Origin of the sequence: Nocardioides taihuensis, from assembly GCF_042657275.1 — a bacterium.
In the GTDB taxonomy this organism is placed as follows: domain Bacteria; phylum Actinomycetota; class Actinomycetes; order Propionibacteriales; family Nocardioidaceae; genus Nocardioides; species Nocardioides taihuensis.
Genome location: NZ_JBHSKD010000004.1, coordinates 152462 through 176904, shown reverse-complemented (window position 1 = coordinate 176904; position 24443 = coordinate 152462). Strand labels below are relative to the sequence as shown.

26 protein-coding genes are annotated in these 24443 nt (G+C 73.6%); 9 read left to right on the top strand and 17 right to left on the bottom strand.

What is annotated here, in order from left to right; genetic code table 11:
• Positions 1 to 36: 36 nt before the first annotated feature.
• Both ACFPGP_RS04005 and ACFPGP_RS04000 read left to right on the top strand, forming a co-directional pair.
• Positions 37 to 483 (top strand): SRPBCC family protein, encoded by a 447-nt coding sequence (locus ACFPGP_RS04005; protein ID WP_378587203.1) that lies wholly within the window; start codon positions 37 to 39, stop codon positions 481 to 483.
• A gap of 76 nt (positions 484 to 559) precedes the next feature.
• Positions 560 to 916 carry a hypothetical protein gene (locus ACFPGP_RS04000; protein WP_378587201.1) on the top strand — a complete coding sequence of 119 codons (357 nt, stop codon included), beginning with the start codon at positions 560 to 562 and terminating at the stop codon, positions 914 to 916.
• Between the two features lie 42 nt (positions 917 to 958).
• Here ACFPGP_RS04000 and ACFPGP_RS03995 read toward each other — a convergent pair whose 3' ends face one another.
• A complete protein-coding gene (locus ACFPGP_RS03995; RefSeq protein ID WP_378587198.1) occupies positions 959 to 1150 on the bottom strand; it encodes a hypothetical protein in 192 nt (63 codons plus the stop codon).
• Between the two features lie 102 nt (positions 1151 to 1252).
• Between ACFPGP_RS03995 and ACFPGP_RS03990 the strand changes: the two genes are divergently transcribed.
• Complete coding sequence (locus ACFPGP_RS03990; RefSeq protein ID WP_378587195.1) at positions 1253 to 1882, top strand: alpha-ketoglutarate-dependent dioxygenase AlkB; 630 nt, start codon at positions 1253 to 1255, stop codon at positions 1880 to 1882.
• Positions 1883 to 1891: 9 nt separating this feature from the next.
• Here ACFPGP_RS03990 and ACFPGP_RS03985 read toward each other — a convergent pair whose 3' ends face one another.
• Both ACFPGP_RS03985 and ACFPGP_RS03980 read right to left on the bottom strand, forming a co-directional pair.
• The gene (locus ACFPGP_RS03985) at positions 1892 to 2455 is read right to left on the bottom strand and encodes a LemA family protein (RefSeq protein WP_378587193.1); all 564 of its coding nucleotides are present in this window, start codon (positions 2453 to 2455) and stop codon (positions 1892 to 1894) included.
• A gap of 46 nt (positions 2456 to 2501) precedes the next feature.
• A complete protein-coding gene (locus tag ACFPGP_RS03980; RefSeq protein WP_378587190.1) occupies positions 2502 to 4259 on the bottom strand; it encodes a DUF2207 domain-containing protein in 1758 nt (585 codons plus the stop codon).
• An 89-nt stretch (positions 4260 to 4348) separates the two neighbouring features.
• Here ACFPGP_RS03980 and ACFPGP_RS03975 point away from each other — a divergent pair, with 89 nt between their 5' ends.
• Positions 4349 to 5647, top strand: a complete 1299-nt coding sequence (locus tag ACFPGP_RS03975; RefSeq protein ID WP_378587187.1) for an MFS transporter — start codon at positions 4349 to 4351, stop codon at positions 5645 to 5647.
• On the opposite strand, the gene ACFPGP_RS03970 is transcribed toward ACFPGP_RS03975, so the two are convergent.
• The 11 genes from ACFPGP_RS03970 to ACFPGP_RS03920 all read right to left on the bottom strand — a co-directional run bounded on the left by ACFPGP_RS03970 (position 5634) and on the right by ACFPGP_RS03920 (position 17577).
• Positions 5634 to 6407, bottom strand: a complete 774-nt coding sequence (locus ACFPGP_RS03970; RefSeq protein WP_378587183.1) for an SRPBCC family protein — start codon at positions 6405 to 6407, stop codon at positions 5634 to 5636. The two genes, ACFPGP_RS03975 and ACFPGP_RS03970, sit on opposite strands and share 14 nt — an antisense overlap.
• 7 nt (positions 6408 to 6414) lie before the next feature.
• Positions 6415 to 7269 carry an FAD binding domain-containing protein gene (locus ACFPGP_RS03965; RefSeq protein ID WP_378587180.1) on the bottom strand — a complete coding sequence of 285 codons (855 nt, stop codon included), beginning with the start codon at positions 7267 to 7269 and terminating at the stop codon, positions 6415 to 6417.
• Positions 7266 to 9731, bottom strand: a complete 2466-nt coding sequence (locus ACFPGP_RS03960) for a xanthine dehydrogenase family protein molybdopterin-binding subunit (protein ID WP_378587177.1) — start codon at positions 9729 to 9731, stop codon at positions 7266 to 7268. Before ACFPGP_RS03960 ends, ACFPGP_RS03965 begins: the two co-directional genes overlap by 4 nt.
• A complete protein-coding gene (locus tag ACFPGP_RS03955; RefSeq protein WP_378587174.1) occupies positions 9728 to 10198 on the bottom strand; it encodes a (2Fe-2S)-binding protein in 471 nt (156 codons plus the stop codon). The genes ACFPGP_RS03960 and ACFPGP_RS03955 overlap by 4 nt, the downstream gene beginning before the upstream one ends.
• 119 nt (positions 10199 to 10317) lie before the next feature.
• Positions 10318 to 11562, bottom strand: a complete 1245-nt coding sequence (locus tag ACFPGP_RS03950; protein ID WP_378587172.1) for a transcriptional regulator — start codon at positions 11560 to 11562, stop codon at positions 10318 to 10320.
• 105 nt (positions 11563 to 11667) lie between these two features.
• A complete protein-coding gene (locus ACFPGP_RS03945) occupies positions 11668 to 12813 on the bottom strand; it encodes an XdhC family protein (RefSeq protein ID WP_378587169.1) in 1146 nt (381 codons plus the stop codon).
• Positions 12806 to 13951, bottom strand: a complete 1146-nt coding sequence (locus ACFPGP_RS03940) for a vWA domain-containing protein (protein ID WP_378587166.1) — start codon at positions 13949 to 13951, stop codon at positions 12806 to 12808. Before ACFPGP_RS03940 ends, ACFPGP_RS03945 begins: the two co-directional genes overlap by 8 nt.
• Entirely contained in the window at positions 13948 to 14814 is an 867-nt protein-coding gene (locus tag ACFPGP_RS03935; RefSeq protein ID WP_378587163.1) for an AAA family ATPase, read from the bottom strand. The genes ACFPGP_RS03940 and ACFPGP_RS03935 overlap by 4 nt, the downstream gene beginning before the upstream one ends.
• Before the next feature lie 122 nt (positions 14815 to 14936).
• Positions 14937 to 15860, bottom strand: a complete 924-nt coding sequence (locus tag ACFPGP_RS03930) for an aminoglycoside phosphotransferase family protein (protein WP_378587161.1) — start codon at positions 15858 to 15860, stop codon at positions 14937 to 14939.
• Positions 15861 to 15864: 4 nt separating this feature from the next.
• The gene (locus ACFPGP_RS03925; RefSeq protein WP_378587158.1) at positions 15865 to 16440 is read right to left on the bottom strand and encodes a nucleotidyltransferase family protein; all 576 of its coding nucleotides are present in this window, start codon (positions 16438 to 16440) and stop codon (positions 15865 to 15867) included.
• Positions 16441 to 16467: 27 nt separating this feature from the next.
• Entirely contained in the window at positions 16468 to 17577 is a 1110-nt protein-coding gene (locus ACFPGP_RS03920; RefSeq protein WP_378587155.1) for an RNA polymerase sigma factor, read from the bottom strand.
• A gap of 72 nt (positions 17578 to 17649) precedes the next feature.
• Here ACFPGP_RS03920 and ACFPGP_RS03915 point away from each other — a divergent pair, with 72 nt between their 5' ends.
• Positions 17650 to 17979 (top strand): hypothetical protein, encoded by a 330-nt coding sequence (locus ACFPGP_RS03915; RefSeq protein WP_378587152.1) that lies wholly within the window; start codon positions 17650 to 17652, stop codon positions 17977 to 17979.
• Between the two features lie 63 nt (positions 17980 to 18042).
• Here the strand turns inward: ACFPGP_RS03915 and groL are convergent, their stop codons facing one another.
• On the bottom strand, positions 18043 to 19671 hold the full coding sequence (groL, locus tag ACFPGP_RS03910; protein ID WP_378587149.1) for a chaperonin GroEL: 1629 nt from the start codon (positions 19669 to 19671) through the stop codon (positions 18043 to 18045).
• Positions 19672 to 19866: 195 nt separating this feature from the next.
• A complete protein-coding gene (locus ACFPGP_RS03905) occupies positions 19867 to 20760 on the bottom strand; it encodes an ATP-grasp domain-containing protein (protein ID WP_378587146.1) in 894 nt (297 codons plus the stop codon).
• 100 nt (positions 20761 to 20860) lie between these two features.
• Here ACFPGP_RS03905 and ACFPGP_RS03900 point away from each other — a divergent pair, with 100 nt between their 5' ends.
• From ACFPGP_RS03900 to ACFPGP_RS03885, 4 genes are read left to right on the top strand one after another with little or no spacing between them, the layout of a single operon-like run.
• A complete protein-coding gene (locus ACFPGP_RS03900; protein ID WP_378587144.1) occupies positions 20861 to 21214 on the top strand; it encodes a YciI family protein in 354 nt (117 codons plus the stop codon).
• Positions 21211 to 21582 (top strand): YciI family protein, encoded by a 372-nt coding sequence (locus ACFPGP_RS03895; protein WP_378588081.1) that lies wholly within the window; start codon positions 21211 to 21213, stop codon positions 21580 to 21582. Before ACFPGP_RS03900 ends, ACFPGP_RS03895 begins: the two co-directional genes overlap by 4 nt.
• Positions 21579 to 22796: an RNA polymerase sigma factor gene (locus ACFPGP_RS03890; protein WP_378588078.1), complete on the top strand. Its 1218-nt coding sequence runs from the start codon at positions 21579 to 21581 to the stop codon at positions 22794 to 22796. Before ACFPGP_RS03895 ends, ACFPGP_RS03890 begins: the two co-directional genes overlap by 4 nt.
• Positions 22797 to 22826: 30 nt before the next feature.
• Positions 22827 to 24167: a lanthionine synthetase LanC family protein gene (locus tag ACFPGP_RS03885; RefSeq protein WP_378587141.1), complete on the top strand. Its 1341-nt coding sequence runs from the start codon at positions 22827 to 22829 to the stop codon at positions 24165 to 24167.
• Here the strand turns inward: ACFPGP_RS03885 and ACFPGP_RS03880 are convergent.
• Positions 24142 to 24417: a MoaD/ThiS family protein gene (locus ACFPGP_RS03880; RefSeq protein WP_378587138.1), complete on the bottom strand. Its 276-nt coding sequence runs from the start codon at positions 24415 to 24417 to the stop codon at positions 24142 to 24144. The genes ACFPGP_RS03885 and ACFPGP_RS03880 overlap by 26 nt on opposite strands.
• Positions 24418 to 24443: the final 26 nt, after the last annotated feature.

The following is a 24443-nucleotide window of genomic DNA, read 5'->3' as shown; positions in this document are numbered from 1 at the left end:
CGGGGCGGGTCTGGGTCGGGTCCGTACCGTAGAGGCATGCACGTCGAACGCACCTTCACCGTCCCCCGCCCGGTCGACGCGGTCTTCGACTACCTGAGCGACTTCACCTCGACCAACGACTGGGACCCCGGCACCGTGGAGACCCGCCGCACGGCGGGCGACGGCGGCCTGGGCACGACGTACCGCAACATCTCGGAGTTCATGGGCCGCCGCACCGAGCTGCAGTACGAGACGGTCGCGCACGAGCGACCGACCACCGTGCAGTTCCGCGGTCGCAACAAGCAGGCCACGACGCGCGACACGCTGACCTTCGCGCCGTCGGCGTCCGGCTCGGGGACCACGGTCCACTACCGCGCCGACTTCGACTTCGGCACGCTCGGCAACCTGGTCGCGCCGATCCTCCTGCGGCGCAAGCTGGAGAAGCTCGCCGACGAGGTGCAGGCCGAGATGGAGCGGGTCATCCCCGAGAAGGTCGACGCGTAGCACCCGCGGTCGCACCTCGGTCGAGCCTGTCGAGACCACGTCGCCCGCCCCCTCCCCCGCACGTAGCCTCCGCAGCATGACCCACCGCAGGATCGCCGACGCCCTGGCGACGGGCGTCGCAGGCGCGCTGCTCGTCACCCTCCCCGCCGCGCCCGCGTCCGCCGCCCGCACCACCCTGCGGGGGTCGGTGCACGACGACTTCGACTCGCTCCGGGTCGGCGACCGGACCGTCACCCACGGGCGCTACCGGATCGTGGTCCGCGACGCGAGCACCATGCACAACTGGCACATCTCCGGGGAGGGCGTCGACAAGAGGACGACGGTCGGCGGCACCGGACGGTGGGTGTGGAAGGTGCGGCTGCGGCCGGGCACCTACAAGATCGTCTGCGACCCCCACCACCAGCAGATGAAGCTCCGGCTCACCGTGACCTGAGGCCGCAGCACCGACGACCAAGAACGGCGGGAGCCTGCTCACCTACCCGGAGTCGATGGTCGAGGACTGCCCGGCCCCGAGCCGGATGATCCACCACCCGGAGGCGAACGCGGCGACGGCCGCCAGTGCCTCGACGTGGTGCTCGGTCAGCGCGAGTGCCACGGTCACGAGGAGCGCCAGGTCGCCCCAGGCGTGCCTGGCCGCCGCCTCCAGGGGCGCTGCTTCTGGGACCACGACCACCTCCAGTTGAGTTTGTAGATTATGTAACTAGAGATTACCTCACGGCGCCTGCTCAGACATCGAACAGGTGTTCGATCCTGTGCTACCGTGCTGCGGGTGGACTTCCAGGGCACCCTCTTCGACGGCGGCCCGGCCACCCTGCCCGCACCCGGCGAGCAGCTGGCCGAGGGCCTCACCCGCACGCCGCTCTCCCGCGGCGCGTGGATCGACGTGTGCCGCAACTGGCTCCCCGACGCCGACGACGTCTTCGCCACGCTCGTGGCCGACGTCCCGTGGCGGGCCGAGCGGCGCCAGATGTACGACCGGGTGGTCGACGTGCCGCGGCTCGTGCACACCTACGCGGTGGGCGAGCCGCTGCCGCACGCGCTGCTGGTCGAGGCCCGTGACGCGCTGTCCGCGCACTACCTGCCCGAGCTGGGCGAGCCCTTCGTGACCGCCGGGTGCTGCTACTACCGCGACGGCCGCGACAGCGTGGCCTGGCACGGCGACACGATCGGCCGCGGGCGCAGCCAGGACACCATGGTCGCCATCGTCTCCCTCGGCGACCCGCGCCGGCTCTGCCTGCGCCCCCGCGGGGGTGGCGAGTCGGTCGCGGTCGAGATGGGCCACGGCGACCTGGTGGTCATGGGCGGCAGCTGCCAGCGCACCTGGGAGCACGCCGTGCCGAAGGTCGCGCACGCCGGCCCCCGGATCTCGGTGCAGTTCCGGCCGCTCAACGTGTTCTAGCGGCCCCGGTCAGAACTGCACCTTCGGCACCGTCTCGTTGCCCTCGGGGGCGTCGTAGAACTCCCGCTCGTGCACGTTCGCGATGCCGGTGAGGAACATCCACGGGATGGTCTGGGTGACCTTGTTGAGCGTGGCGACGGCGTCGTTGTAGTACTGCCGGGCGAAGGAGATCTGGTTCTCGGTCTCGTTGAGCTGCTTCTGCAGGTCGAGGAAGCCGGCGTTCGCCTTGAGGTCGGGGTAGGCCTCGGCGACGGCGTTGAGCCGCACCAGCGCCTGCTGCATCTCCGCGTCGGCGGCGGCCTTGGCGGCCACGTCGTCCCCGGCGGCGGCCGACTGGAGGTGCGCGCGGGCCGCCGTGACCTGCTCGAGGGTGTCCTTCTCGTGGGCGGCGTAGCCCTTGACCGTCTCCACGAGGTTGGGGATCAGGTCGGCGCGCCGGGTGAGCTGCACGTCGATGCCGCCGAGCGCCTCCTGCGCGCCGATGTCGGTGGTGCGCAGCTTGTTGAAGCCGATCACGACGAAGGCGATCACGGCGACGACGAGGACGCCGATCACGATCAGGGCAGTGGTCACGGAGCTACCTCTTCTCGGGAGTGCTGGAACATCATGCGCGAGCGGCTCACCAGGAGCCACCCCCTCCGCCGCCGCCACCGCCACCGCCGGAGAAGCCGCCCCCACCGCCGCTGCTCGAGGAGCGCTGCGTGGCCTCGTAGGAGGAGATCGCCGAGTCGACCGTGTGGGAGAAGCTGTCGACCATGCTCGAGGTCGGGTCGCCGTGGGTCCACGAGCCACCGACGGGGAAGTAGGTGGGGACGGGCGGCTCCGTGCCGGTCTCGGTGCGGTACTTCGCGGCCCACACGTCGGCGCAGCCGAACGCCACCGCCCACGGGATGTACGCCGTGTACAGCTCCTGGCGGCCCGAGAAGTCGAAGCGGTTCTCGCTCGACGGCGTCGAGAGCACGCGGTGGAAGCCGCCGACACGCGACCAGAGGTCGCGCCCCGTCGCCGTACGACGGGTGCCCGCGCCGGGGCGCAGCAGCGAGATCGCGCCCAGCCCGAACGCGGCGGGCACCAGCGCGGTCATCGTCATGTCGAGCGGGTTCCAGGTCAGCGCCAGGACCATCGCCACGAGCGCCAGCAGCACCAGCAGCCCGCCGAGGCCGCCGAGCCCGCTCGGCACGAGCAGGTTGTTGCTGCGGGCCCAGGTCTTCAGCTCGCGCTCGAAGGTGTCGACCCGGCTCTTCAGCTTCTTCCCCGCGCTCACGCTGGACGGGTCGGCGGTGAAGGTGTCCCCCGGCCCGTCGAGCAGCCGGGCGACGGTGCCGGTGACCGGGTCCACCGGCCGCCAGCCCGCGGGGCCGGCCTTGTCGGTGAGCGACCAGCGGTCGCCGTCGTGGCCGAGGGTGACCGCACCCTTCTCGGCCGCCTGGAGGATCGAGGCGACGAACGCCTCCCGCTTGATGCCCTCGGTGAGGATGTACTGCCCCTGCGCCGGGCCGATGTCGTCGGGCGGGGCGTACTGCAGCGGGAAGCCGGGCTTCGGCTCCCGCGACCGGGCCCCCAGCACGGAGCCCCAGACCCCCAGCAGCAGGGCCAGCAGCAGCACGGCCCCCAGGGCGACCGGGCCGGGCCCGAGCACGCGGTCCCAGCGCGCGCTCCACGGGCGCTGCTCGCCCTGCACCGGCGGCACGGGCACGTCCTGGGTGGTGAGCACGGTGACCGGCGTGCGGGGGGCGAGCCCCTTGGCCTTCACCACGAGCGTCTGCGTGCCCTCGCCGGCGACGTCGCAGCCCGTGGTCGAGTCCCAGCCGACGCCGCACTGCACGTCCTCGGCCGGGGCGGGCAGGTGCACGGTCAGCAGCGCTCGGTCGATCGGCTGCTGCCAGCCGCCCGGGACCAGGTTCCAGTAGAGCTCGGAGGCGCTCGCGTCGTCGGGGTCGGGGATCAGCACGTCGTCCACGCTGTAGCTGATCTCGTAGGTGTGCAGGCCGGGGTCGAGCGTCACGTACTGCGAGCCGAACCTGGCGACCTCGTAGCGCCCGCGGTCCTCCTCGAGCTGCTCCCACTCCTCGGGTTGGCCGTCGCGGGTCACCTCGATGTCCTCGGGGACCCGGCGCAGGGTCGGCGCGTTCTCGTCGGCGACGTCCCAGAACCGGAAGATGCCGTGCTTGCCGGAGGAGGGGAAGTCGACCGTGAGCGTCTCGGTGACGTCCATCCGGCCGTTCTCGCCGACGGTGAACTCCGCGTCGTACTTGCGGATCGTCGTCTCCTCGTAGGACTGGTCGGAGGAGAAGGTGACGTTCCAGAACAGTGCCGGGAGGCACGCCAGTGCGGCCACGACGGCGAGGCCGAGCACCATGCCCAGGGCGCGCTTCACAGCAGGCAGCGTAGGGCCTCACGGTCAGGAGCACCCTCGATCGGAAAACCCGGTGCCCCGTGTCGGTGGCACTTGCAAGACTCGGCGTGATGAGTGATCTGGACCAGCGCCCCGGCCTGACGTCGTTCTGGCACGACCTGCCCCGCGAGGGCAGGTTGCTGCTGTCCGTCGTCGTCTTCGAATTCCTCGGCACCGGCCTGGTGCTGCCGTTCCACGTCGTCTACCTCAACGACGTGCGCGGCTTCGACCTCGGCACCGTCGGCCTGCTGCTCGGGGTGCCGCCGCTCGTCGGCTTCCTCGTCGTCGGGCCCGGTGGCGCGGTGATCGACAGGATCGGCGCCCGGCCGGTGCAGATCCTGGCGCTGACGCTGCTGGTGCTGGGCGACCTGGTGATGGTGGTGGCCACGGAGCCGTGGGTGGCGGCGGTCGCCCTGACGCTGTCGGGCATCGCCTTCGGCGTCTCGTGGCCGGCCTGGCAGAGCCTGGTCGCCAACGTGATCCCGACCGAGCTGCGCCAGCGCTACTTCGGGGTCAACTTCGCGCTGCTCAACCTCGGCATCGGGATCGGCGGCATCATCGGCGGCTTCCTCGCCGACGTCGACGACCCGCGCACCTTCCAGGCCCTCTACCTCGTCGACGCGCTCAGCTTCACGCCCGCGCTGGTGCTGCTGCTGTGGCCGCTGCGCCACGTCGCCGGGCGACCGGTGCACGACGGGGAGGTGGCGGCGGAGCAGGTCGGCTACCTCGCGCTGCTGCGCCGGCCCGCGGTCGCCTCGCTCGCGCTGCTGAGCTTCGTGTCGTCGTTCGTCGGCTACTCCCAGCTCAACGCCGGCATGCCGGCCTACGCCACCGACGTCGGGGAGATCTCGACGCGCGGGCTCGGCTTCGCCTTCGCGGCCAACACGGTCGTCATCGTGATCCTGCAGCTCGCCGTGCTCAAGCGGATCGAGGGCCGGCGCCGCACCCGGATCATCGGCGTGATGGGCGTGGTGTGGGCCGGGGCGTGGCTGCTGCTCGGGCTCTCCGGGCTGGTGCCGGGCACCCTGGGCGCCACCCTGCTGGTGGCCGCCTGTGCGTCGGTCTTCGCGCTCGGGGAGACGATGCTGCAGCCGACGATCCCGGCGCTGGTCAACGACCTCGCGCCCGACCACCTGCGGGGCCGCTACAACGCGCTGTCGTCCGCGGCCTTCCAGCTCGCGGCCGTGATCGCACCGCCGATCGCCGGGCTGCTGATCGGGCACGGCCTCGGCACGGCGTACATCGGGGTGCTCGTCGTCGGGTCGGTGCTGTGCGGTGCGTACGCCGTGGCGCGGGTCGAGCCGCGGATCACCCCCGAGGTGAACGGGGTGCGACCCGCGGCCCGGCCTGCGATGGTCAGTCCCTCGTGACCCACCAGATGATCAGCGCCACCACCGCGACGACCGCGGCGGCCTGCTTCCAGTAGGTCTTCGCCAGGATCGGCAGCACGGTCGCCCCCAGGTCGAGCGCGTCGTCCTGCGGCGGCGCGGCGGTGCGGGCGGCGCGCGAGCCACCTGCCGACCGCGACTCCGCCGCGGGGACCGGCGGAGCCACCGGGGTGACCGGCGCGGGCCCGGCTGCGGGCTCGACGGGCTCCGCGGCCTCCTCCGGCCCGGCCGGCGCGGCGGCCCCCTCCACGGGGGCTGCCCCCGGCCGGCCAGACTCGCCGGGGGTCTCGTCCGTCCCCCCGGCGAGCCGGGTCTCGAGGCAGGCCACGAACTGGCCCAGCAGCTTGTCGGAGACGTCCTGCATCACGCCCCGGCCGAATTGCGCCGGCTTGCCGGTGATGGCGAGGTCGGTGAGCACCTCGACGTCCGTGCTGTCGCCGTCGCCCGCCATGGTCAGGGTCACCTTGGCGCCGGCGGTGCCGTTGCCGCGCTTGTCCTTGCCGTGGGCGTCGACGACGAAGCGGTGGGCCGCGTCGTCCTTCTCCACGAAGGTGCCCGAGCCGTTGTAGACGAGCGCGATCGGGCCGAGCTTCACCTTGCACGAGCCGTGGAAGGTGCCGCTCTCGTCGACGTCGTTCACGGTGGCGCCGGGGAAGCACTCCGCGACCTCGGCGATGTTGGCGAAGTGCGCCCAGGTCTCCTCGACGCCGGTCGGGACGGTGAAGCGGTGGGTCAGCTCCATCAGGCGATCAGCCCCCGGCCGCCGCGAGCACGGCCCGGCGCGTGAGCACGCCGGCGAGGTGCCTGCGGTAGTCGCTGTCGCCGTTGAGGTCGGAGGGAGGGTTGGTGCCGTCGGCGGCCTTCTCCGCCGCCGCCCGCACGCCGTCCTCCGTCACCGGCTGGCCGACGAGCGCCTCCTCGACCCCGCGGGCCCGGATCGGCGTCGACCCCATGTTGGTCAGCCCGATCCGCGCCTCGGAGATGGTGCCGCCGTCCGCCTTGACCGCCGCCGCGACGGCGACGATCGGCCACTGGTGGGCCACCCTCACGAACTTCTCGTAGTGCGCGCCCCAGCCGGTGTGCTTCGGGATGCGCACCTCGGTGAGGATCTCGTCCTCGCCGATCGCGGTCTCGAAGAGGTCGACGAAGAAGTCGTCGGCCGCCACCGTGCGGGTGCCGCCCGAGCCGGCGATCACGAACTGGGCGCCCAGCGCGAGCGTCGGGGCCCCCAGGTCGCCCGCGGGGTCGGCGTGCGCCAGCGCGCCGCCGAAGGTGCCGCGGTGGCGGATCTGGGCGTCGGCGAGGTGCTCGACGGCCTTGCTGACCAGCGCGGCGTGCTCGGCGACGAGCGCGTCGGAGCCGACCTCGTGGTGCGGCGTCATCGCGCCGATCACGATCGCGTCGCCGTCGTCGCGGATGCCGCGCAGGGTGTCGATCCGGCCGAGGTCGATGAGCACCTCGGGGGCGTTGAGCCGCATCCGGAGCACCGGGAGCAGGCTCTGGCCACCGGCGATGATCTTGGCGTCGTCACCGTGCTCGGCGAGCGCGGCGAGCGCCTCGTCGACCGAGGTCGGGGCGAGGTAGTCGAACGGTGCGGGGATCACGCGCCGGCTCCTTCCGTGCTGTCGGTGCCGGGTTCGGAGGCGTCGAAGTGCGGCATCGCCGCCCCCTCGGTGGACCCGCCGGACCCGGCCTGGTTGATCGCCTTCCACACCCGCTCGGGCGTGCAGGGCATGACGATGTCGTTCACGCCGAGGTGGCGCACCGCGTCGATGACCGCGTTCACGACCGCCGGCGTCGAGGCGATGGTGCCGGCCTCGCCGACCCCCTTCGCGCCCAGCGAGTTGGTCGTCGACGGGCTCGTCGTGTGGTCGATCTCGTAGCTGATCGTGTCGGCCGACGTCGGCAGCAGGTAGTCGACGAACGACCCGGACACCAGCGTGCCGTTGTCGTCGTAGACCGCCTCCTCCCACAGCGCCTGGGCGATGCCCTGGGTCACCCCGCCGTGGACCTGTCCCGCGACGATGAGCGGGTTCATGATGTTGCCGATGTCGTCGCAGCAGACGTAGCGGCGCATCGTGACGCCGCCGGTCTCCGTGTCGACCTCCATCGCACACAGGTGGGTGCCGTGCGGGTAGTTGAAGTCGATCGGGTCGTAGGTGGACTCCGCGTCGATGTAGGGCTCGATCCCCTCGGGGTAGTTGTGCGCCGCGAAGGTGGCCAGGGCGACCTCCTGGATCGTCAGGCCCTGGTCGGTGCCGCGGACGCTGAAGCGTCCACCCCCGAAGTCGAGGTCGTCGACGCTGGCCTCGAGCAGGTGCGCCGCGATCGGCTTGGCCTTCTCGATCACCTTCTCCGCGGCGCGCACCACCGCCTCGCCTCCGACCACCAACGACCGGGAACCGTAGGTGTCCATGCCCTTGTGGGCGACCTGGGTGTCACCGTGGAGCACCTCGACGTCCTCGAACGGGACCCCGAGCCGGTCCGCCACGATCTGGCTGAAGACCGTCTCGTGCCCCTGGCCGTGGGCGCTCGCGCCGGTCACGAGCTCGACCTTGCCGGTGGCGAGCATCCGCACGCTGGCGTGCTCCCACCCGCCGGCGCCGTAGTCCAGCGTGCCGAGCACGCGGCTCGGTGCGAGGCCGCACATCTCGGTGAACGTCGAGACGCCGATGCCGAGCTGCACGCGGTCACCGGACTCGCGGCGACGCTTCTGCTCGGCCCGGAGCTCGTCGTACCCGAGCATCTCCTTGGCGCGCGCGGTCGCGGCCTCGTAGTTGCCCGAGTCGTAGGTCAGCCCGCACACGCTGGTGAACGGGAACTCCTCGTGCTTGATCCAGTTCTTCTCCCGGATCTCGAGGGGGTCGACCCCGAGCTCGGCCGCGAGCTCGTCCATGGTGCGCTCGATGGCGAACGTCGCCTCCGGACGGCCGGCGCCGCGGTAGGCGTCGGTCCAGGTCTTGTTCGTGAGCACTGTCTGGACGTTGAACTGGTAGGCCTGGAACTTGTAGATCGCGTTGAACATGAAGGCCCCGAGCACGGGCGTGCCGCCGCCGAGCAGCGCGTTGTACGAGCCGAGGTCGGTGAGCAGCTCCACCTTGAGACCGGTCACCGTGCCGTCCGCCTTCGCGGCGAGCGTGATCTTCTGCCACTGGTCGCGACCGTGGTGGCAGGCGAGCAGCGACTCCGAGCGGGTCTCGGTGTACTTGACCGGCTTGCCGAGCCGCCGCGCCACCGCGAAGGTGATGAACTCCTCGGGCGTCGTCTGCAGCTTGCCGCCGAACCCACCACCCACGTCGGGGGCGATCACGCGGATCTTCGACTCCGGGACGCCGGTGGTCGCCGCGAGGGCGAACCGCAGGACGTGCGGGATCTGCGTCGCCGACCACATCGTGATCTGCTCGCCGGTCGGGTCCACCACGGTCGAGCGCGGCTCCATGAAGGCCGGGATCAGCCGCTGCTGGCGGTACTCGCGCTCGATCACGATGCCCCCGTCGCGGGCCTCGGCGATCGCCTCCTCGACGTTGCCGCCCGTGCCGGCCTCGGCAGAGTCGAACTTCCAGGTGGCCGACCTGTTGGTGCCGAGGTCGGGGTGCGCGAGCACCGCGTCGGTCGCCGCCTCCTTGAGGTCCAGCGCCGCGGGGAGCACGTCGTACTCCACGTCGACGAGCTCGGCGGCGTCCCGCGCCTCGGCGACCGTGCGCGCCACGACGACGGCGACGATCTCGCCCGCGAAGCTCACCCGGTCCGCGGGCATCGGCAGGTGCGTCGGCGACACCTGGTCGGGGCTGATCGGCCAGGCGTTGATGATGACGCCCTGGGTGTCGGCCAGGTCGGCGCCGGTGAGCACGGCGACGACGTTGGGAGACGCCTCGGCCGCCGACGTGTCGATGCTCGAGATGGTGGCGTGGGCGAAGGGGCTGCGCACCATCGCGAGGTGCAGCATCCCGTTGAGGGTGATGTTGTCGGTCCACCGGGTGCGGCCGGTGATCAGGCGCTGGTCCTCCTTGCGGCGCCGGTCGCGGCCGATCTCGGGCCGGGTGTCACGCTCGTCGACGGCGGTCACTGGGCACCTCCCTGCGCGGAGGCGTGCTGCACGGCCTTGACGATGTTGTGGTAGCCGGTGCATCGGCACAGGTTGCCCTCGAGCCCGAGTCGGATCTCCTCCTCGGTGGGGCTGGGATTCTCGTTGAGCAGGTCGATGCTCTGCATGATCATGCCCGGCGTGCAGAACCCGCACTGGAGGCCGTGGCACTCGCGGAAGGCCTCCTGCACCGGGTGCAGCTCGCCGTCGGTGACCAGGCCCTCGATCGTGAGGACCTCGGCCCCGTCGGCCTGCACCGCCAGCACGTTGCACGACTTCACGCTGCGGCCGTTGAGGTGGACGGTGCAGGCACCGCAGTTGCTGGTGTCGCAACCGATCACGGTGCCGGTCTTCCCGAGCTTCTCGCGGAGGTACTGCACCAGCAGCATCCGGGGTTCGACGTCGTCGGAGACCAAGCTCCCGTCGACGGTCAGGCTGATCCTCGTCATGGACTCTCCCTAGTGGACCCGTGCGGGCGCGCGCCCGTGGTGACCGGCGTCACGTTAGGCACCCCCGGTTGGCGAATGGTTGGTCACCCGTCGAACCGTCAGCTGGATCAGTCGAACGGTCAGCGGTGGGCCACGGCGAGGCGGCCCTTGAGGAGGGGCTTGGCGGGGTGGTCGCGCGGGCCGAGGGCGGCGAGGGCGACCTCGAGCACCTGGACGTCGTACGGCGCGAGCTCGCTGTAGCGCAGGACGGCCGCCGGGTCGGGGCGGGCCAGGAGGGCCTCGCGCACCGAGACGGCGAGGAACTCGGCGAGCTCGACGAGCGCGGGGGCGTTGGTGCCGGGCAGCAGGTCGCCGCGGTACGCCGAGACGGCCGCGCGCACCGCGCCCCGGCGCAGCAGGGCCAGCACCTCGTCGACGTCGGTGCGCACCGGCAGCATGAGGCGGTAGGGGCGCGACGCGAGGGCGCCCCCGAGGGCAGCGCGCAGGTGGGAGACCTCCGCCTTGAGCGTGGAGAGGGTGACCGCCTGGTCGCCGTACACCGCGGCGTGCAGCTGCTCGACCGAGAGCCCCTCGGGGTGCATGGTCAGCAGGGCCAGGATCTCGGTCTGCCGGCGGTTGAGCAGCAGCCGCTGCCCGTCGAGCCATGCCTCGGCGGTGCCGAGCAGGCTGAGGGTGAGGCCGGGCTCGTCGGGCGGCACCGGCGCGCGGCTCGCGTCGGCCCACTGCCGCGTGCGGGGCATCGCGGTCTCGATCAGCCGGGCCATCACGCGGGCGGTGGCCAGCCCGATCGGGTGGGTGCGGTCCCACGTCGTCGACAGGTCGATCACGCCGATCTGCTCCCCCGAGACCGGGTCGTGCAGCGGCGCGGCCCAGCACACCCAGTTGTGCACCATCGAGGCGTAGTGCTCGGCGCTGAAGACCATCGACGGGTCGCCGGTGCGGTTGGTGATCGCCAGGGCGTTGGTGCCGACGCTGCTCTCGTCCCAGCGGCCGCCCGGCACGAAGTTCACGGACTCGGCCTTGCGCCGCATCACCCGGCCGCCGTAGGTCCACAGGATCCGTGTCTCCGCGTCGGTCACCGCGATCACGAGGTCGCCGTCCTCCGCCGTGCGGCGCAGCTCGGACTCGACGTTGCCCACGGCGACGGCGAGCGGCGTGTCGAGCCAGTACGCCGCGGTGTCGCCCTCGTCGTCGAGCGGGGCCTCGGCGACGTCGTACGTGATCGCGGAGCCGGAGAGCTCCCAGCTGCGCCGGATCTCCGGGCGCACGGCCGCCTCGGCGTCGTCGCCGAGCTCCACGAACCGCGTCCACGCGCGCACGGCGTCGAGACGGCGCGCCTGCAGCTCGTCGCGGACATCGGTCATGGAGCACCTCGGGACTCGGGTGCCCTCCAAAGTACTGTGCCGCCGGTCACAGCGAAACGGCTCGGGCGGGTGGTCAGGTCAGGGCCGAGGCACCGGGGCCCGGATTCAGACCTCCGCGCCCAGCCGCGGGCGCGGGTGATGGATCCGGCCGGAGGTGGCGCCGAGGGGCTCACCGGAGCCGCCCCAGCGGCCGGCGACGATCTCGGCGGCGATGCTGATCGCGGTCTCCTCGGGCGTGCGGGCCCCGAGGTCGAGGCCGATCGGGCTGGAGAGCCGAGCGATCTCGTCGTCGGTGAGGCCGGCCTCCTTGAGGCGGGTGATCCGGTCCTCGTGCGTACGACGCGACCCCATCGCGCCGATGTAGGCGACGTCGTCGAGCCGCAGCGCGACCTCGAGCAGGGGCACGTCGAACTTCGGGTCGTGGGTGAGCACGCACAGCACCGTGCGGGAGTCGATCCGCCCGGCCTCGCGCTCGGCCTCGAGGAAGCGGTGGGGCCACTCGACGACGACCTCGTCGGCCTCGGGGAACCGCGTGCTGGTCGCGAAGACGGGGCGCGCGTCGCAGACGGTCACGTGGTAGCCGAGGAACGAGCCCACCCGGGCCACGGCCGCGGCGAAGTCGATCGCGCCGAAGACCAGCATCCGCGGCTTGGGCGCGAACGCCCACACGAAGACCCGCATCCCCTCGCCGCGCCGCTCGCCGTCGGGGCCGTAGCCCAGCGTGGCGTTGTGCCCCGACTCGAGCAGGCCGAGCGCGTCGTCGCGCACGGCGTCGTCGGCGCGGGGGCTGCCGAGCGTGCCCGACAGCTCCTGGTCGGGGCGCACCAGGACGCGACGCCCGAGCCACGCGGGGTCGGGGTGCTCGACGACCGTCGCCAGCGCGACCGGACGCCCGGCCTCGAGGTCGGCGGCGACCTCCTCGAGCTCGGGGAAGGTCTCGCGGTTCACCTTCTCGACGTAGACGTCGAGGATGCCGCCGCAGGTCAGGCCGACCGAGAAGGCGGTCTCGTCGGAGATGCCGTAGCGCTTGAGCACGGGGGTGCCGTCCTCGACGACCTCCTGGGCGAGGTCGTAGACCGCGCCCTCGACGCAGCCGCCCGACACCGACCCGACGGCCGAGCCGTCGGGTCCGACCAGCATCGAGGCGCCGGCCGGGCGCGGGGCGGACTGGAAGGTCGCCACGACCGTGCCGACGCCGATCGTCTCGCCGGCGCGCCACCACTCCATCAGCTCGGGCAGGACCTCACGCACGGGACACCAGCTCCATCAGCTCGGCGAAGGTGGCCAGGGAGTGCCCGGCCACGAAGTCGTCGCAGTGGGGCAGCGCGGCCACGACCCCCTGCTGGACCGGCTCGTAGCCGGCCTTCCCCCGGTGGGGGTTCACCCAGACCACGCGGTGCGCGATCCGCTGCAGCCGCGCCATCTGCTCGGCCAGCAGGTCGGCGCCGCCGCGCTCCCAGCCGTCGCTGAAGACCACGACCACCGCGCCCCGCGCCATGCCGCGCTGGCCCCAGCGGTCGAGGAAGATCCGCAGCGTCTCGCCGAGGCGGGTGCCGCCCGACCAGTCGGGCACGGTCTCGCCGGCCGCGACGAGCGCGCGGTCGGGGTCGCGCAGCCGCATCGCGCGGGTCAGGTGGGTGAGCCGGGTGCCGAGCGTGAACGTCTCGACCGCGCCCCGCGGCGACCCGGGCACGCCGTGGGTGAAGGTGTGGGCCAGCCGCAGCAGCGCGTCGGCGTACCCGCTCATCGAGCCCGACACGTCGATCAGCAGCACCACCCGGCGCGGCCGGCGTCCGCGGCGCCGCCACGCGAGGTCGCCCGGCTCGCCCATCCGGCGCAGGCTGCCGCGCAGCGTGCGCGAGGCGTCGAGCTCGCCGCGGTGCCACCGCTGGTGGCGCGCCGTACGACGGGACGGCGGGCGCGGCCGCAGGGTCGCGAACATCGCGTCGAGGCGTCGCTTCTCGGCCGGCGACATGGTGGCGACGTCGCGGTGGCGCAGCACCTCGGCCGCGGTGGCCCGGGCGCGCACCACGTCGTCGGGCGACTCGGCGTCGTCGCCCTCGGCGTCGTCGCGGTCGGTCTCGGGCAGGTCCGAGAAGGTCGGGCGCGTGGGCGCCGCCGGCCGCGAGCGCGGCAGGCCGTCGCGGTGGTCGAAGAACGCCTCGAAGACCTGGTCGTAGCGGGCGAGGTCGTCGGGCCCGCCGCAGAGCGTGGCCCGCCCGGCCGTGTACGTCGCGCGCTGGTCGTCGAGACCGAGCACCGCGACGGCGGACAGGAAACCGTGGGCGCGGTCCTGCGTGACCGGCACCCCGGCAGCCCGCAGCGCCCGGGTGAAGGCCAGCAGCACCTCGTCCGGGTGGTGGAGCACCGGGCCGTCGGTCGAGGTCATGTCCGCAGCATCCGGTCGAGCGCCTGCTGCACCTTGTCGGCGTCCTCGCGGTACTTCACCAGCGCCCCGAGCGTCGCGGACGCGGTGGCGAGGTCGACCTCGGTGCGGCCGAGGTGGTCGAGGGCGCGCGCCCAGTCGAGCGTCTCGGCGACGCCGGGCGGCTTGAGCAGGTCGTCGCGGGCGCGCAGCTGCTGCACGAGCGTCACCACCTGGCGACCGAGCTCGGCGGAGACCTCGGGGGCGCGCGAGCGCACGATCTGGACCTCGCGCTCGAGGCCCGGGTGGTCGATCCAGTGGTAGAGGCAGCGGCGCTTGAGGGCGTCGTGGAGCTCGCGGGTGCGGTTGGAGGTCAGCACCACGAACGGCGGCGTCGCGGCCTTGACGGTGCCGAGCTCGGGGATCGTGACCTGGTAGGTCGAGAGCACCTCGAGCAGGAACGCCTCGAACTCGTCGTCGGCCCGGTCCACCTCGTCGACCAGCAGCACCGCCGGGCTCTGCTGGAGCGCAGCCAGGACCGGACGCGCGAGAAGGAACCGCTCGTCGTACAGGCTCTTCTCGGCCTCCTCGACGTCAGCGCCGCCGGCGGCCTCGAGGGCGCGCAGGTGGAGGATCTGGCGGGGGAAGTCCCAGTCGTAGAGCGCCTGGGTGGCGTCGATGCCCTCGTAGCACTGCAGCCGGATCAGCGGGACCTCGAGCACCTGCGCCATCGCCTCGGCGAGCGCGGTCTTGCCGGTACCGGGCTCGCCCTCGACGAGCAGCGGGCGGTCCATGGTGAGGGCCAGCCAGGTGACCGTGGCGAGCGCGTCGTCGGCGAGGTAGCCGGTCGCCTCGAGGCGCTCGGCGATCTGGGCCACGGAATCCATGCCGTCCACGGTACTCAGCGACACGTTGGAGCAAGGTTGGAGACGGGACGCGTGCCCGGCGCCGGCGGCCTCCTCGAGCGGCGCGGTCGTCGACGTCACCGCCGCCCGCGGCCCGGTGCGCGTCAGGCGGGCGCGCTGAGCAGCGCCGCCGCGCTCTCGAGGAACGGCCGGCCCACCCGGTCGGCGCCGAAGCCCCAGACGTGGAGCCCGGTGGAGACCCGCTCGAGGAAGGCCCACGCCCACACCCGGTCGGGGTCGAGCCCGGTGCGCCCGGCGACGAGCGCGGTCCAGGCGCGCAGCCGGCGGCCGGCGTCGGGGCCGCGCAGGTGGCTGCACCAGTCGCGCAGCGTCACCCCCGCGTCGTACGCGGGGTCGGCGCGGAAGCCGTCGGGATCGACCAGCAGCCAGCCGCTGCCGCGACCGTCGGGGGCGCGCAGTGTGTTGGCCGGGTGGGGGTCGCCGTGCACGGTGACGGTCGGCCCGTCCCAGCCGGCCAGCCGCTCGGCGTGGTCGAGCGCGGTGCGCAGCACCCGCGGGTGGGTCGGGTGGCCGAGGCGCTCGTCGAGCTCGCGGACCAGCCGGTGGAGCCCGACCGCCTTGTCCTCCTGCCCCGGCAGCGCCGGCAGGTCGACGGTCCAGGCCTCGTGGAGCGTCTCGGCGAGGGCCGCGAGCTGCTCCTCGGGCGGGCGGGCCGAGCGGTCGAGGCTGTCGCCGAGCCGCTCGAGCAGCAGCGCGTCGCTCTGCGCGTCGTGGCCGTGGAGCCGCACGTAGCCGCGGCCGCCGGCGGCCGCGAGCACCCGGCTCTCGTCAGCGAGGTCGGCGTCGGGCACCGGCACCTTGACCGCCCGCGGCTCGCCGTGGGTCGTCTCCGCCGCCACGACGTACGACGCGCTGCCGCCGGGCAGCGGTCGCCCCCAGGTCAGCCGCCACTCGTCGGCCAGCCGGTCGAGCAGGTCGGGCAGGGCCTCGTGCCAGGCCGCACCCCGCTCCCCCAGCCCGCCCAGCCGGGCGCGCACCAGCGGCTGCAGCCGGGGCGGCGCGGTCACGGCCTCACACCGGCCCGTCGACGTCGGCGCCCGTGGCGAGGTCGCCGCACTCGACGAGCACCGGCGGGTGCGCGCGCAGGTAGTCGCGGGCGCCCCGGTCGCCGCGCGCGGTCGCCACCACGCCGGCCCAGTGGTCGCGGCCGAGCACGACCGGGTGGCCGGGCTCGCCGTCGTACGCCGCGCGGGCGAGGGCGCCGGGTCCGTCGACCGCGGCGACCAGGCGCGCCACGACGTCCGCGCCGACGTCGGGCAGGTCGACCAGCAGCACCAGAGCGGCGTCGGCGGCCGGCGCGTCGACCGCCCGGGCCCCCAGCGCGGTCAGCCCGGTGCGCAGCGAGGCGCCCATGCCCTCGTCCCAGTCCTCGGCGACCACGACGTCTGCCGGGTCGGCGCCCAGCACGGCCCGGGCCTCCTCGGCACCCGCCCCCAGCACCACCGTGACCTCGGCGCAACCACCGTCACGCAGCACCGCGAGCCCGCGGCGCAGCCACGAGGTGCCGTCGGGGTCGTGCGCCAGCGCCTTGGGCCCGCCGCGGCGACGGCCCGCACCCGCGGCGAGGAGGAGTCCGGCGACGCTCACGCCGTCAGCCTGCCACCCCCGGGCGGCTCACTCGCCGAACGCCTCGGCGTACAGCGCCGCGAGCCGCGTGTCGTAGCGGTCGCTGAAGCCGCACAGCATCACCGAGCCGCGGCGGTCGCCGGCGACGAGGTAGCGCTCACCCTCCTGCAGGTCGACGGCCGACAGGAGCTGCTGCATCTGCTCCGACGGCGCCCGGACGACGACGGTCTCGGTCGGCCGGCCGGCGTACCAGTGCGTGGTGGTGAGCATGGCCTCCCCGGCGGCGACCGAGGTGACCGTGCCGTCGAAGGCGACGTCGGCGTCCGCGGCCAGCACGTCCGCGGCCGGCGGCAGGCAGCGCCCGGCCGTCGCCGCGCCGGTCGGGGCCGTGAGCTCGGTCGTGCCGGCCGGGGCGGGTGCGGGTGGCGGGTCGGTGGCCTCGTCACCCCGGATCAGCACGAAGAGGCCCACGCCGACGATCACCAGTGCGGCAGCCGCGGCGACCACCCAGGTCAGCCCGCTGCGCCCGCGGGTGCCATCGGTCCGCGACTCCCCCCAAGCGTCGCGGGTCATCGCCCCCTCGCGGAGCCGGTCGACCGCGGCGGGGTCGGCGGTCGGGAGCGTCGCGGCCGGGTCCGCCGCCCGCAGCCGGGCTCGGAGCCGGTCGGCATCGTCAAGGTCGTCAGCCGCAGGCGAGGTCACGCCGAGCTCGTCGCGGCACCGCTCCTGCGCCCGGCGCAGCGGCTCCTCGACGGCGTCCGGGGGCAGCTCGAGTGCCTGCCCGATCTCCACCGGCTCGAGCTGCTCCCACGCCCACAGGCGCAGCAGCTCGGCGTCGGCGGGCTGCAACCGCGCCAGGGCCCACTGCTCCTCCGAGCTGCCCGGGCCTTCCCCGGGCTCGCGGTCGGAGGCAGGGGAGCCGGCGGCGTTGTCGAGGCACTTGCGGGCCACGCCGTACGCCCACGGGAGAGCGAGGTCGGGCACGTCCTCGAGCCGCCGCCAGCAGACGAGCAGGGTGTCCGCGAGCGCGTCCCCCGCGGTGCCGGGTTCGGCACGCCGGGCCAGGTAGCGCCGCAGCGGCTCGACCACGCGGCCCGTGAGCTCCTCGAAGCGCGCGCGGCGGGTGTCGGCAGCAGGGTCCTGCGCAGGGGTCGCCACGTCCTCCACGTTCCCCGACAACCCTGAGGTCACACGCTCCGACGACGGGGGCTCCGGGAGTACCCTCGGACGATGCGCTCCCGGGTCGGCCGGTGGCTCACCCTGACTCTCGGCGTGCTGCTGCTCGCCTTCGGCGTGGCTGAGACGGTCGCCCACCTGGGCGACACGGTCGCAGCCCGGGTCTTCTGGTCGGGCACGCTCCTCGGCGGCGGCGCGCTCGTGCTGGTCGGCGCCGTGCTGTGGCCGCGTCACCCCAGGGTGGGGTTCGCGCTGGTCACGATCGGCGCCGTGATCGGCATGCTGCCGACGGCATGGACGCTGGTGCTGCCCGTGCTCGGCATCACGGTGATCGTCCTCGGTGTCGTCGACCTCTCGTCATCCACAGGAGAGACCGCGAAATGACGCTGACCCGCCGTTAACTAACGGCGGGTCAGCGGTGGTGCGGTGTTCAGGGAGCGGCGGGACTCAGAAGTCCATGCCGCCCATGCCGCCGGTCGGGTCGCCGCCCATGGGCGCGGCCTTCTCCGGCTTGTCGGCCACGACGGCCTCGGTGGTGAGGAACAGCGCGGCGATCGACGCGGCGTTCTGCAGCGCCGAGCGGGTCACCTTGGCGGGGTCGAGGATGCCGGCACCGATCATGTCGACGTACTCGCCCGTGGCGGCGTTGAGGCCGTGGCCCGACTGCAGGCCGCGCACCTTCTCCGCCACGACGCCGCCCTCGAGGCCGGCGTTGATCGCGATCTGCTTGAGCGGGGCCTCGGTGGCCGCGCGGACGATGGCGGCACCGGTGGCCTCGTCGCCCGTGAGCTCCAGCTTCTCGAAGGCCGCGTCGGCAGCCTGCACCAGGGCCACGCCGCCACCGGCGACGATGCCCTCCTCGACGGCCGCCTTCGCGTTGCGCACGGCGTCCTCGATGCGGTGCTTGCGCTCCTTGAGCTCGACCTCGGTGGCCGCGCCGACCTTGATCACGGCGACGCCGCCGGCCAGCTTGGCGAGGCGCTCCTGGAGCTTCTCGCGGTCGTAGTCGGAGTCGGACTTCTCGATCTCGGCGCGGATCTGGTTGACCCTGCCCTCGATCTGGGCGGTGTCGCCCGCACCCTCGACGATGGTGGTCTCGTCCTTGGTGATGACGACCTTGCGGGCCTGGCCGAGCAGCTCGATGCCGGCGTTCTCGAGCTTGAGGCCGACCTCCTCGCTGATGACCTGGCCACCGGTCAGGATCGCGATGTCCTGCAGCATGGCCTTGCGGCGGTCACCGAAGCCCGGGGCCTTGACGGCGACGGACTTGAAGGTGCCACGGATCTTGTTGACGACCAGGGTCGACAGCGCCTCGCCGTCGACGTCCTCGGCGATGATCACCAGCGGCTTGCCCGACTGCATGACCTTCTCGAGCAGCGGCAGCAGGTCCTTGACCGAGGACACCTTGGAGTTCGCGATGAGGACGTAGGGGTCCTCGAGCACGGTCTCCATGCGCTCCGGGTCGGTGACGAAGTACGCCGAGATGTAGCCCTTGTCGAACCGCATGCCCTCGGTGAGCTCGAGGTCGAGGCCGAACGTGTTCGACTCCTCGACCGTGATCACGCCCTCCTTGCCGACCTTGTCCATCGCCTCGGCGATGATCTCGCCGACGGTGGGGTCAGCAGCGGAGATCGACGCGGTCGCGGCGATCTGCTCCTTGGTCTCGACGTCCTTGGCCATGCCGAGCAGCTGCTCGGACACGGCGGCGACGGCGGCCTCGATGCCGCGCTTGAGACCCATCGGGTTGGCGCCGGCGGCCACGTTGCGCAGGCCCTCGCGGACCATCGCCTGGGCCAGCACGGTGGCGGTGGTGGTGCCGTCACCCGCGACGTCGTCGGTCTTCTTGGCGACCTCCTTGACGAGCTCGGCCCCGATCTTCTCGTAGGGGTCCTCGAGCTCGATCTCCTTGGCGATGCTCACACCATCGTTGGTGATGGTGGGCGCGCCCCACTTCTTCTCGAGGACGACGTTGCGACCCTTGGGGCCCAGCGTCACCTTCACCGCGTCGGCGAGCGTGTTCATGCCACGCTCGAGGCCGCGGCGGGCCTCCTCGTTGAACGCAATCAGCTTCGGCATAACTCCTGCGATTCCTCACGCTGAGTTCTGGACGGACCCGGGGTCGCCCGCGACGGACGGTCCGGCTGTCCCGGCAGACCCTTCCTGCCGGCGCTGTGGACCTCGACCTGCCGAGTCCGGATGGTTGTCACTCTCATGCTACGAGTGCCAGCCTCAGTTTTAGCACTCGGGTGGGTCGAGTGCAAACGATGGCTGTCAGCGCGGGGCGGTCGCGAGCCGCAGCTCGACCAGGTCGGCGAACGGCTCGGCGTTCGCCGGCAGCACGTCGAGGTGGAGCCCGGGCTCGATGGCCTCGAGCTCGCTGACCGCGAGCCGGCCGTCGTCGAGGCGCATCAGGTCGACCCGGGCGTAGTCGAGGGGCCCGCCGAGCCGCTCGCTCGCGGTCGCGACGGCCCGGACCGCCAGGTCGGCCGCCTCGTCGCGCAGCGGCACCGCGGTCGAGTCCCCGCCGAAGTGCTCGTGCACGCGGATCTCCTCCCCGCCCGGGCGCTTGTCCACCTGGCTCACCGCGCGGCCGCCGACCACGAACACCGAGCTCTCCCCCTCGGTGCGCACCGACGCCACGAGCGGCTGCACGGCCCAGGGCCCGGTCGCGCCCCTCAGCCCGGGGAGCTCGGCCGGCAGGTTCCGTCCCAGGCGCGGGTCACCGGGGCTGTCGACCACGATCACCCCGGCGCCGTTGGCACCGGTGCGCGGCTTGACCACCGCCCCGCCGTACGACGAGAGCGTGGCGGCCACCGCCTCCCGCAGCTCCGCGTCGCTGTCGGCCGCCACGGTCGGCACGGCCGGCAGGTCGGCGAGCCCGACGAGGTAGGCCTTGTCGAGGTTCCAGGAGAAGACGTCGGCGGAGTTGAGCAGCCGGGCCGGGTCGAGCCGGCGCGCCCACGCCAGGAACTCCCCGGGCCGCTCGGTGTAGTCCCAGGTCGCGCGCACCGCGACGAGGTCGGCCGCGGCCCAGTCGACGCCCGCGTCGTCCCAGCACGCCCAGCGCGACCGGATGCCCCGCGCGGCCAGGGCGGCGTCGAGGGCGGGGGCGCCGGGCTCGCCGTGGGGCCAGTCGGAGCAGGTCGCGAGGAGGACCAGGGACACCACCCGAGGCTAGGCAGGTGCGGAGACGCTGTCGATCTGGCGGTTCCTCACCCGTCATCCCGGTGTCAGACTCATTCCAGACGTTCGAGAGGACACCACCATGACCCAGTACATCCTCCTCATCCCCGACAGCGAGCAGGACTGGGCGTCGCGCCCCGAGGAGGAGCGCCAGGCGGTCTACGCCAAGCACACCGCGTTCGCCGAGGCCCTCGCCGCCCGCGGCCACAAGATCGTGGCCGGCGCCGAGCTGGCCCCCGCCTCGCAGGCGCGCACCGTCTCCAAGGTCGGCGACGCGGTCACGGTGACCGACGGCCCGTACGCCGAGTCGGTCGAGCACCTCTCGGGCTTCTACCTGATCGACAGCACCGACGTCGACGACCTCGCCCAGGTGGTCGGCATCCTCGCCGACGCCGAGTCGGGCCTCGAGCTGCGTGAGTGCCTGGGCATGTCGTGAGGTACCTGCTGCTGCTCTCGGAGGAGGACCCGGGCTTCTGGTCCCGGGCCGACGAGGCCGAGCGCGCAGCCCTCATGGACGCCCACGTCGCGTTCGACGCGGCGGTCCGCGAGCGCGGCCACCTGGTGGCCGGAGAGGCGCTCGCGGACGCCGCGTCGACGCACACGCTGCGCACCGTCGGGGGGCACCGCGTGCTCACCGAGGGGCCGTACGCCGAGTCGGTCGAGCAGCTCGGGAGCTTCTACCTCGTCGACGCCGACGACCTCGCGACGGTCGAGCAGCTGGTCCGGGTGCTGCCCGACCACTACGCGATCGAGGTGCGGCCCGTCGTCCGGGTCGGGGGCTACGACTACGGGGAGCGCGGCTGAGCGTCGACGACCCCGACCTCGGGACCCTGCTCCGCGAGGAGTGGGGCCGGCTGCTGGCCCTGCTCGTCGCGCAGTACCGCCGGCTCGACCTGGCCGAGGACGGCCTGGCCGACGCCTTCGAGGCGGCCGCCCGCCGCTGGCCGGTGGACGGCCCGCCCGACAACCCGCCCGCGTGGCTGCTGACCACCGCGCGCCGGCGGATCGTCGACCGGCTCCGGAGCGAGGCCGTGGCGGCCCGCAAGCTGCCCCTGCTCGCCGTGGAGGCCGACCTGACCGAGGAGGCACAGCGGGTGATGGCCGACGCCGGGGAGCGGGTGCGCGACGAGCGGTTGCGGCTCGTCCTGCTCTGCGCCCACCCGGCGCTCGAGCGGGAGGCCGCCGCCGCCCTGAGCCTGCGGCTCGTGCTCGGCGTGAGCACCGCCGACATCGCCCGGCTGTTCCTGGTGCCCGTGCCGACCATGGCGGCCCGGCTCACCCGCGCCCGCAAGCGGCTGGCGCGGGAGCGCTTCGAGCTGCCGAGCGGCGCGGAGCTCGACGCGCGGGTCGGTACCGCGGCCGACGTCGCCTACCTCGCCTTCACCGCCGGCTACGCGCCGGCGTCGGGGCCGGACCTGCTGCGGCCCGACCTCGCCGGGGAGGCGGTGCGGCTGGTCCGGCTGCTGCGCGAGCTGGCGCCCGGCCGCTCCGAGCTCGACGCGCTCCTCGCGCTGGTGCTGCTCCAGCACGCGCGCCGTGACGCCCGGGTCGGGCCCGACGGCGAGCTGGTGCTGCTGCCCGACCAGGACCGGTCGCGCTGGCACCACGACGAGATCGCCGAGGCGCTCGCCCTGCTCACGCCCCACACGGCCGGGCCGCCCGCGCCGTACCTCCTGCAGGCGCTGGTCGCCGCGGAGCACGCGGTGGCGCCCCGCCCGGAGGACACCGACTGGTCGCGGATCGCGGCCCGCTACGCCGAGCTCGAGCAGCTCACCGGGAGCCCGGTCGTCCGGCTCAACCGGGCCGTCGCGGTGGCCGAGGCCGACGGCCCGCTCGCCGGGCTGGCACTGCTCGAGGGGCTGGAGCTGCCGGGCCACCGGCTGCCGGGCGTCCGTGCCGAGCTGCTGGCCCGCGCCGACCGGCCCGCCGACGCCCGCGAGGCGTACGACGAGGCGCTGGCGCTGTGCGCGAACGAGGCCGAGGCCCGTCACCTCGCCGCCCGCCGCGCGCTGCTGTAGTCGGGGCCGCGACGTGGCAGCATGCGGGGCATGGAGGAGCGGGGGGCGGAGTACCGCAGGCTCGGTGAGGCCGGCTGGCGGTGGGTGCTCGACCAGGTGCAGTGGGACGGCGAGGGTCCGTGGATCCCGCAGAACGGCGGCAGCAGCGAGCCGCCCGAGTTCCGCGACGAGATGCACAGCGGCACCGCCGGGCTGGCCTACGTGCTGGCCGAGGTCGCGCTGGGCCGTGCGTGGACCGACGAGGAGGCCCGGCTGGCGGCGGCGCTCGCCGACCGCTTCGAGCACCTCGCGGCGACCCAGACCGAGCCGAGCTACTTCGTGGGGCTGGTCAGCACGCTCGGCGCCCAGGTGGCGCTGGGCCACGACCCCGGACCATCCGCCGACCGGCTGGTCGCCCTCGCCACACCGGAGGGCTGGCCCCAGCAGCTGGTCGGAGAGCCGCGGCTGCGCGACGGCGCGGTGCTCAACGACGCCACGCTGGGCAACGCCGGCGTGCTGCTCGGAGCACTGTGGGCGGGCCGCCCCGACCTCGCCGCGATCGCGGCCGACGCGCTGCTCGAGGCCGCCGAACCGACCGACCACGGCCTGATGTGGCACCTCGCCCCTGCCGCGGAGCGGCGCGAGACGTCCTTCGCGATGCCGAACTTCTCCCACGGCACCGCCGGCGTCGCCGCGGCGCTGGCCCTGGCCGGGGTGGCCCTCGACCGCACCGAGCTGGTCGACGCCGCGGTGCGCGGCGCGCAGGAGGTGATCGCCCTCGGCTCGCCCGAGGTCGAGGGGCTCGCCGTGCCGCACGTCGTGCCGGAGCCTCCCGGCTACGACGAGGACGAGCTGGCGTGGGGCTGGTGCCACGGGCCGTCCGGCACGTCGGTGCTCTTCGCCGCGCTGGAGCGGGCCGGCGTCGACCACGTCGCCGGGCGCACTCCGGAGCAGTGGTACGGCGAGTGCCTGCGCGCGGTGCGCGCCTCGGGCATCCCCGAGCGGCGTCACCCCGGCTTCTGGGACAACGACGGCCGCTGCTGCGGCACCGCCGGGGTCGCCGACACCTTCCTCGACGCCTGGCAGCGGGGCGGCCGGCGCGAGGACCTCGACTTCGCGCTGGTGCTCGCCGACGCGATCGTCGAGCACGCCGTGGTCGACGGTGACCGGGCCTGCTGGCGCTTCGTCGAGCACCGCAACGAGGACCCCCTCCTGCCGCCCGGTGTCGGCTGGTACCAGGGCGCCGCCGGCATCGCGGCGTACCTGCTCCGGCTGGGGCGGGTGCTCGACGAGGGCCGGACCGCGCCGGCCCTCGTTCGGATGGAGAACTGGTGGGTCGTGCCCGAGACGGTGCGCGAGGTCGGCGTCAGCCGCCCGCGACGGCAGGGATGACCGAGATCTGCACCCCGTCGGGCGTCGGGGTCGCGAGGTCGTCGAGGAAGCGCACGTCGTCGTTGCCGACGTAGACGTTGACGAAGCGGCGCAGGTCGCCGCCCTCGTCGACGATCCGGCCCTTGATCCCGGCGTACTGCGCGTCGAGGCTGTCGAGCACCTCGGCGAGGGTCGCGCCGTCGGCGCTCACCTCGGAGTCACCGCCGGTGTAGGTGCGCAGGATGGTCGGGATGCGGACGGACACGCTCACGGTGGTGCTCCTGGGTCGGGTCGAGG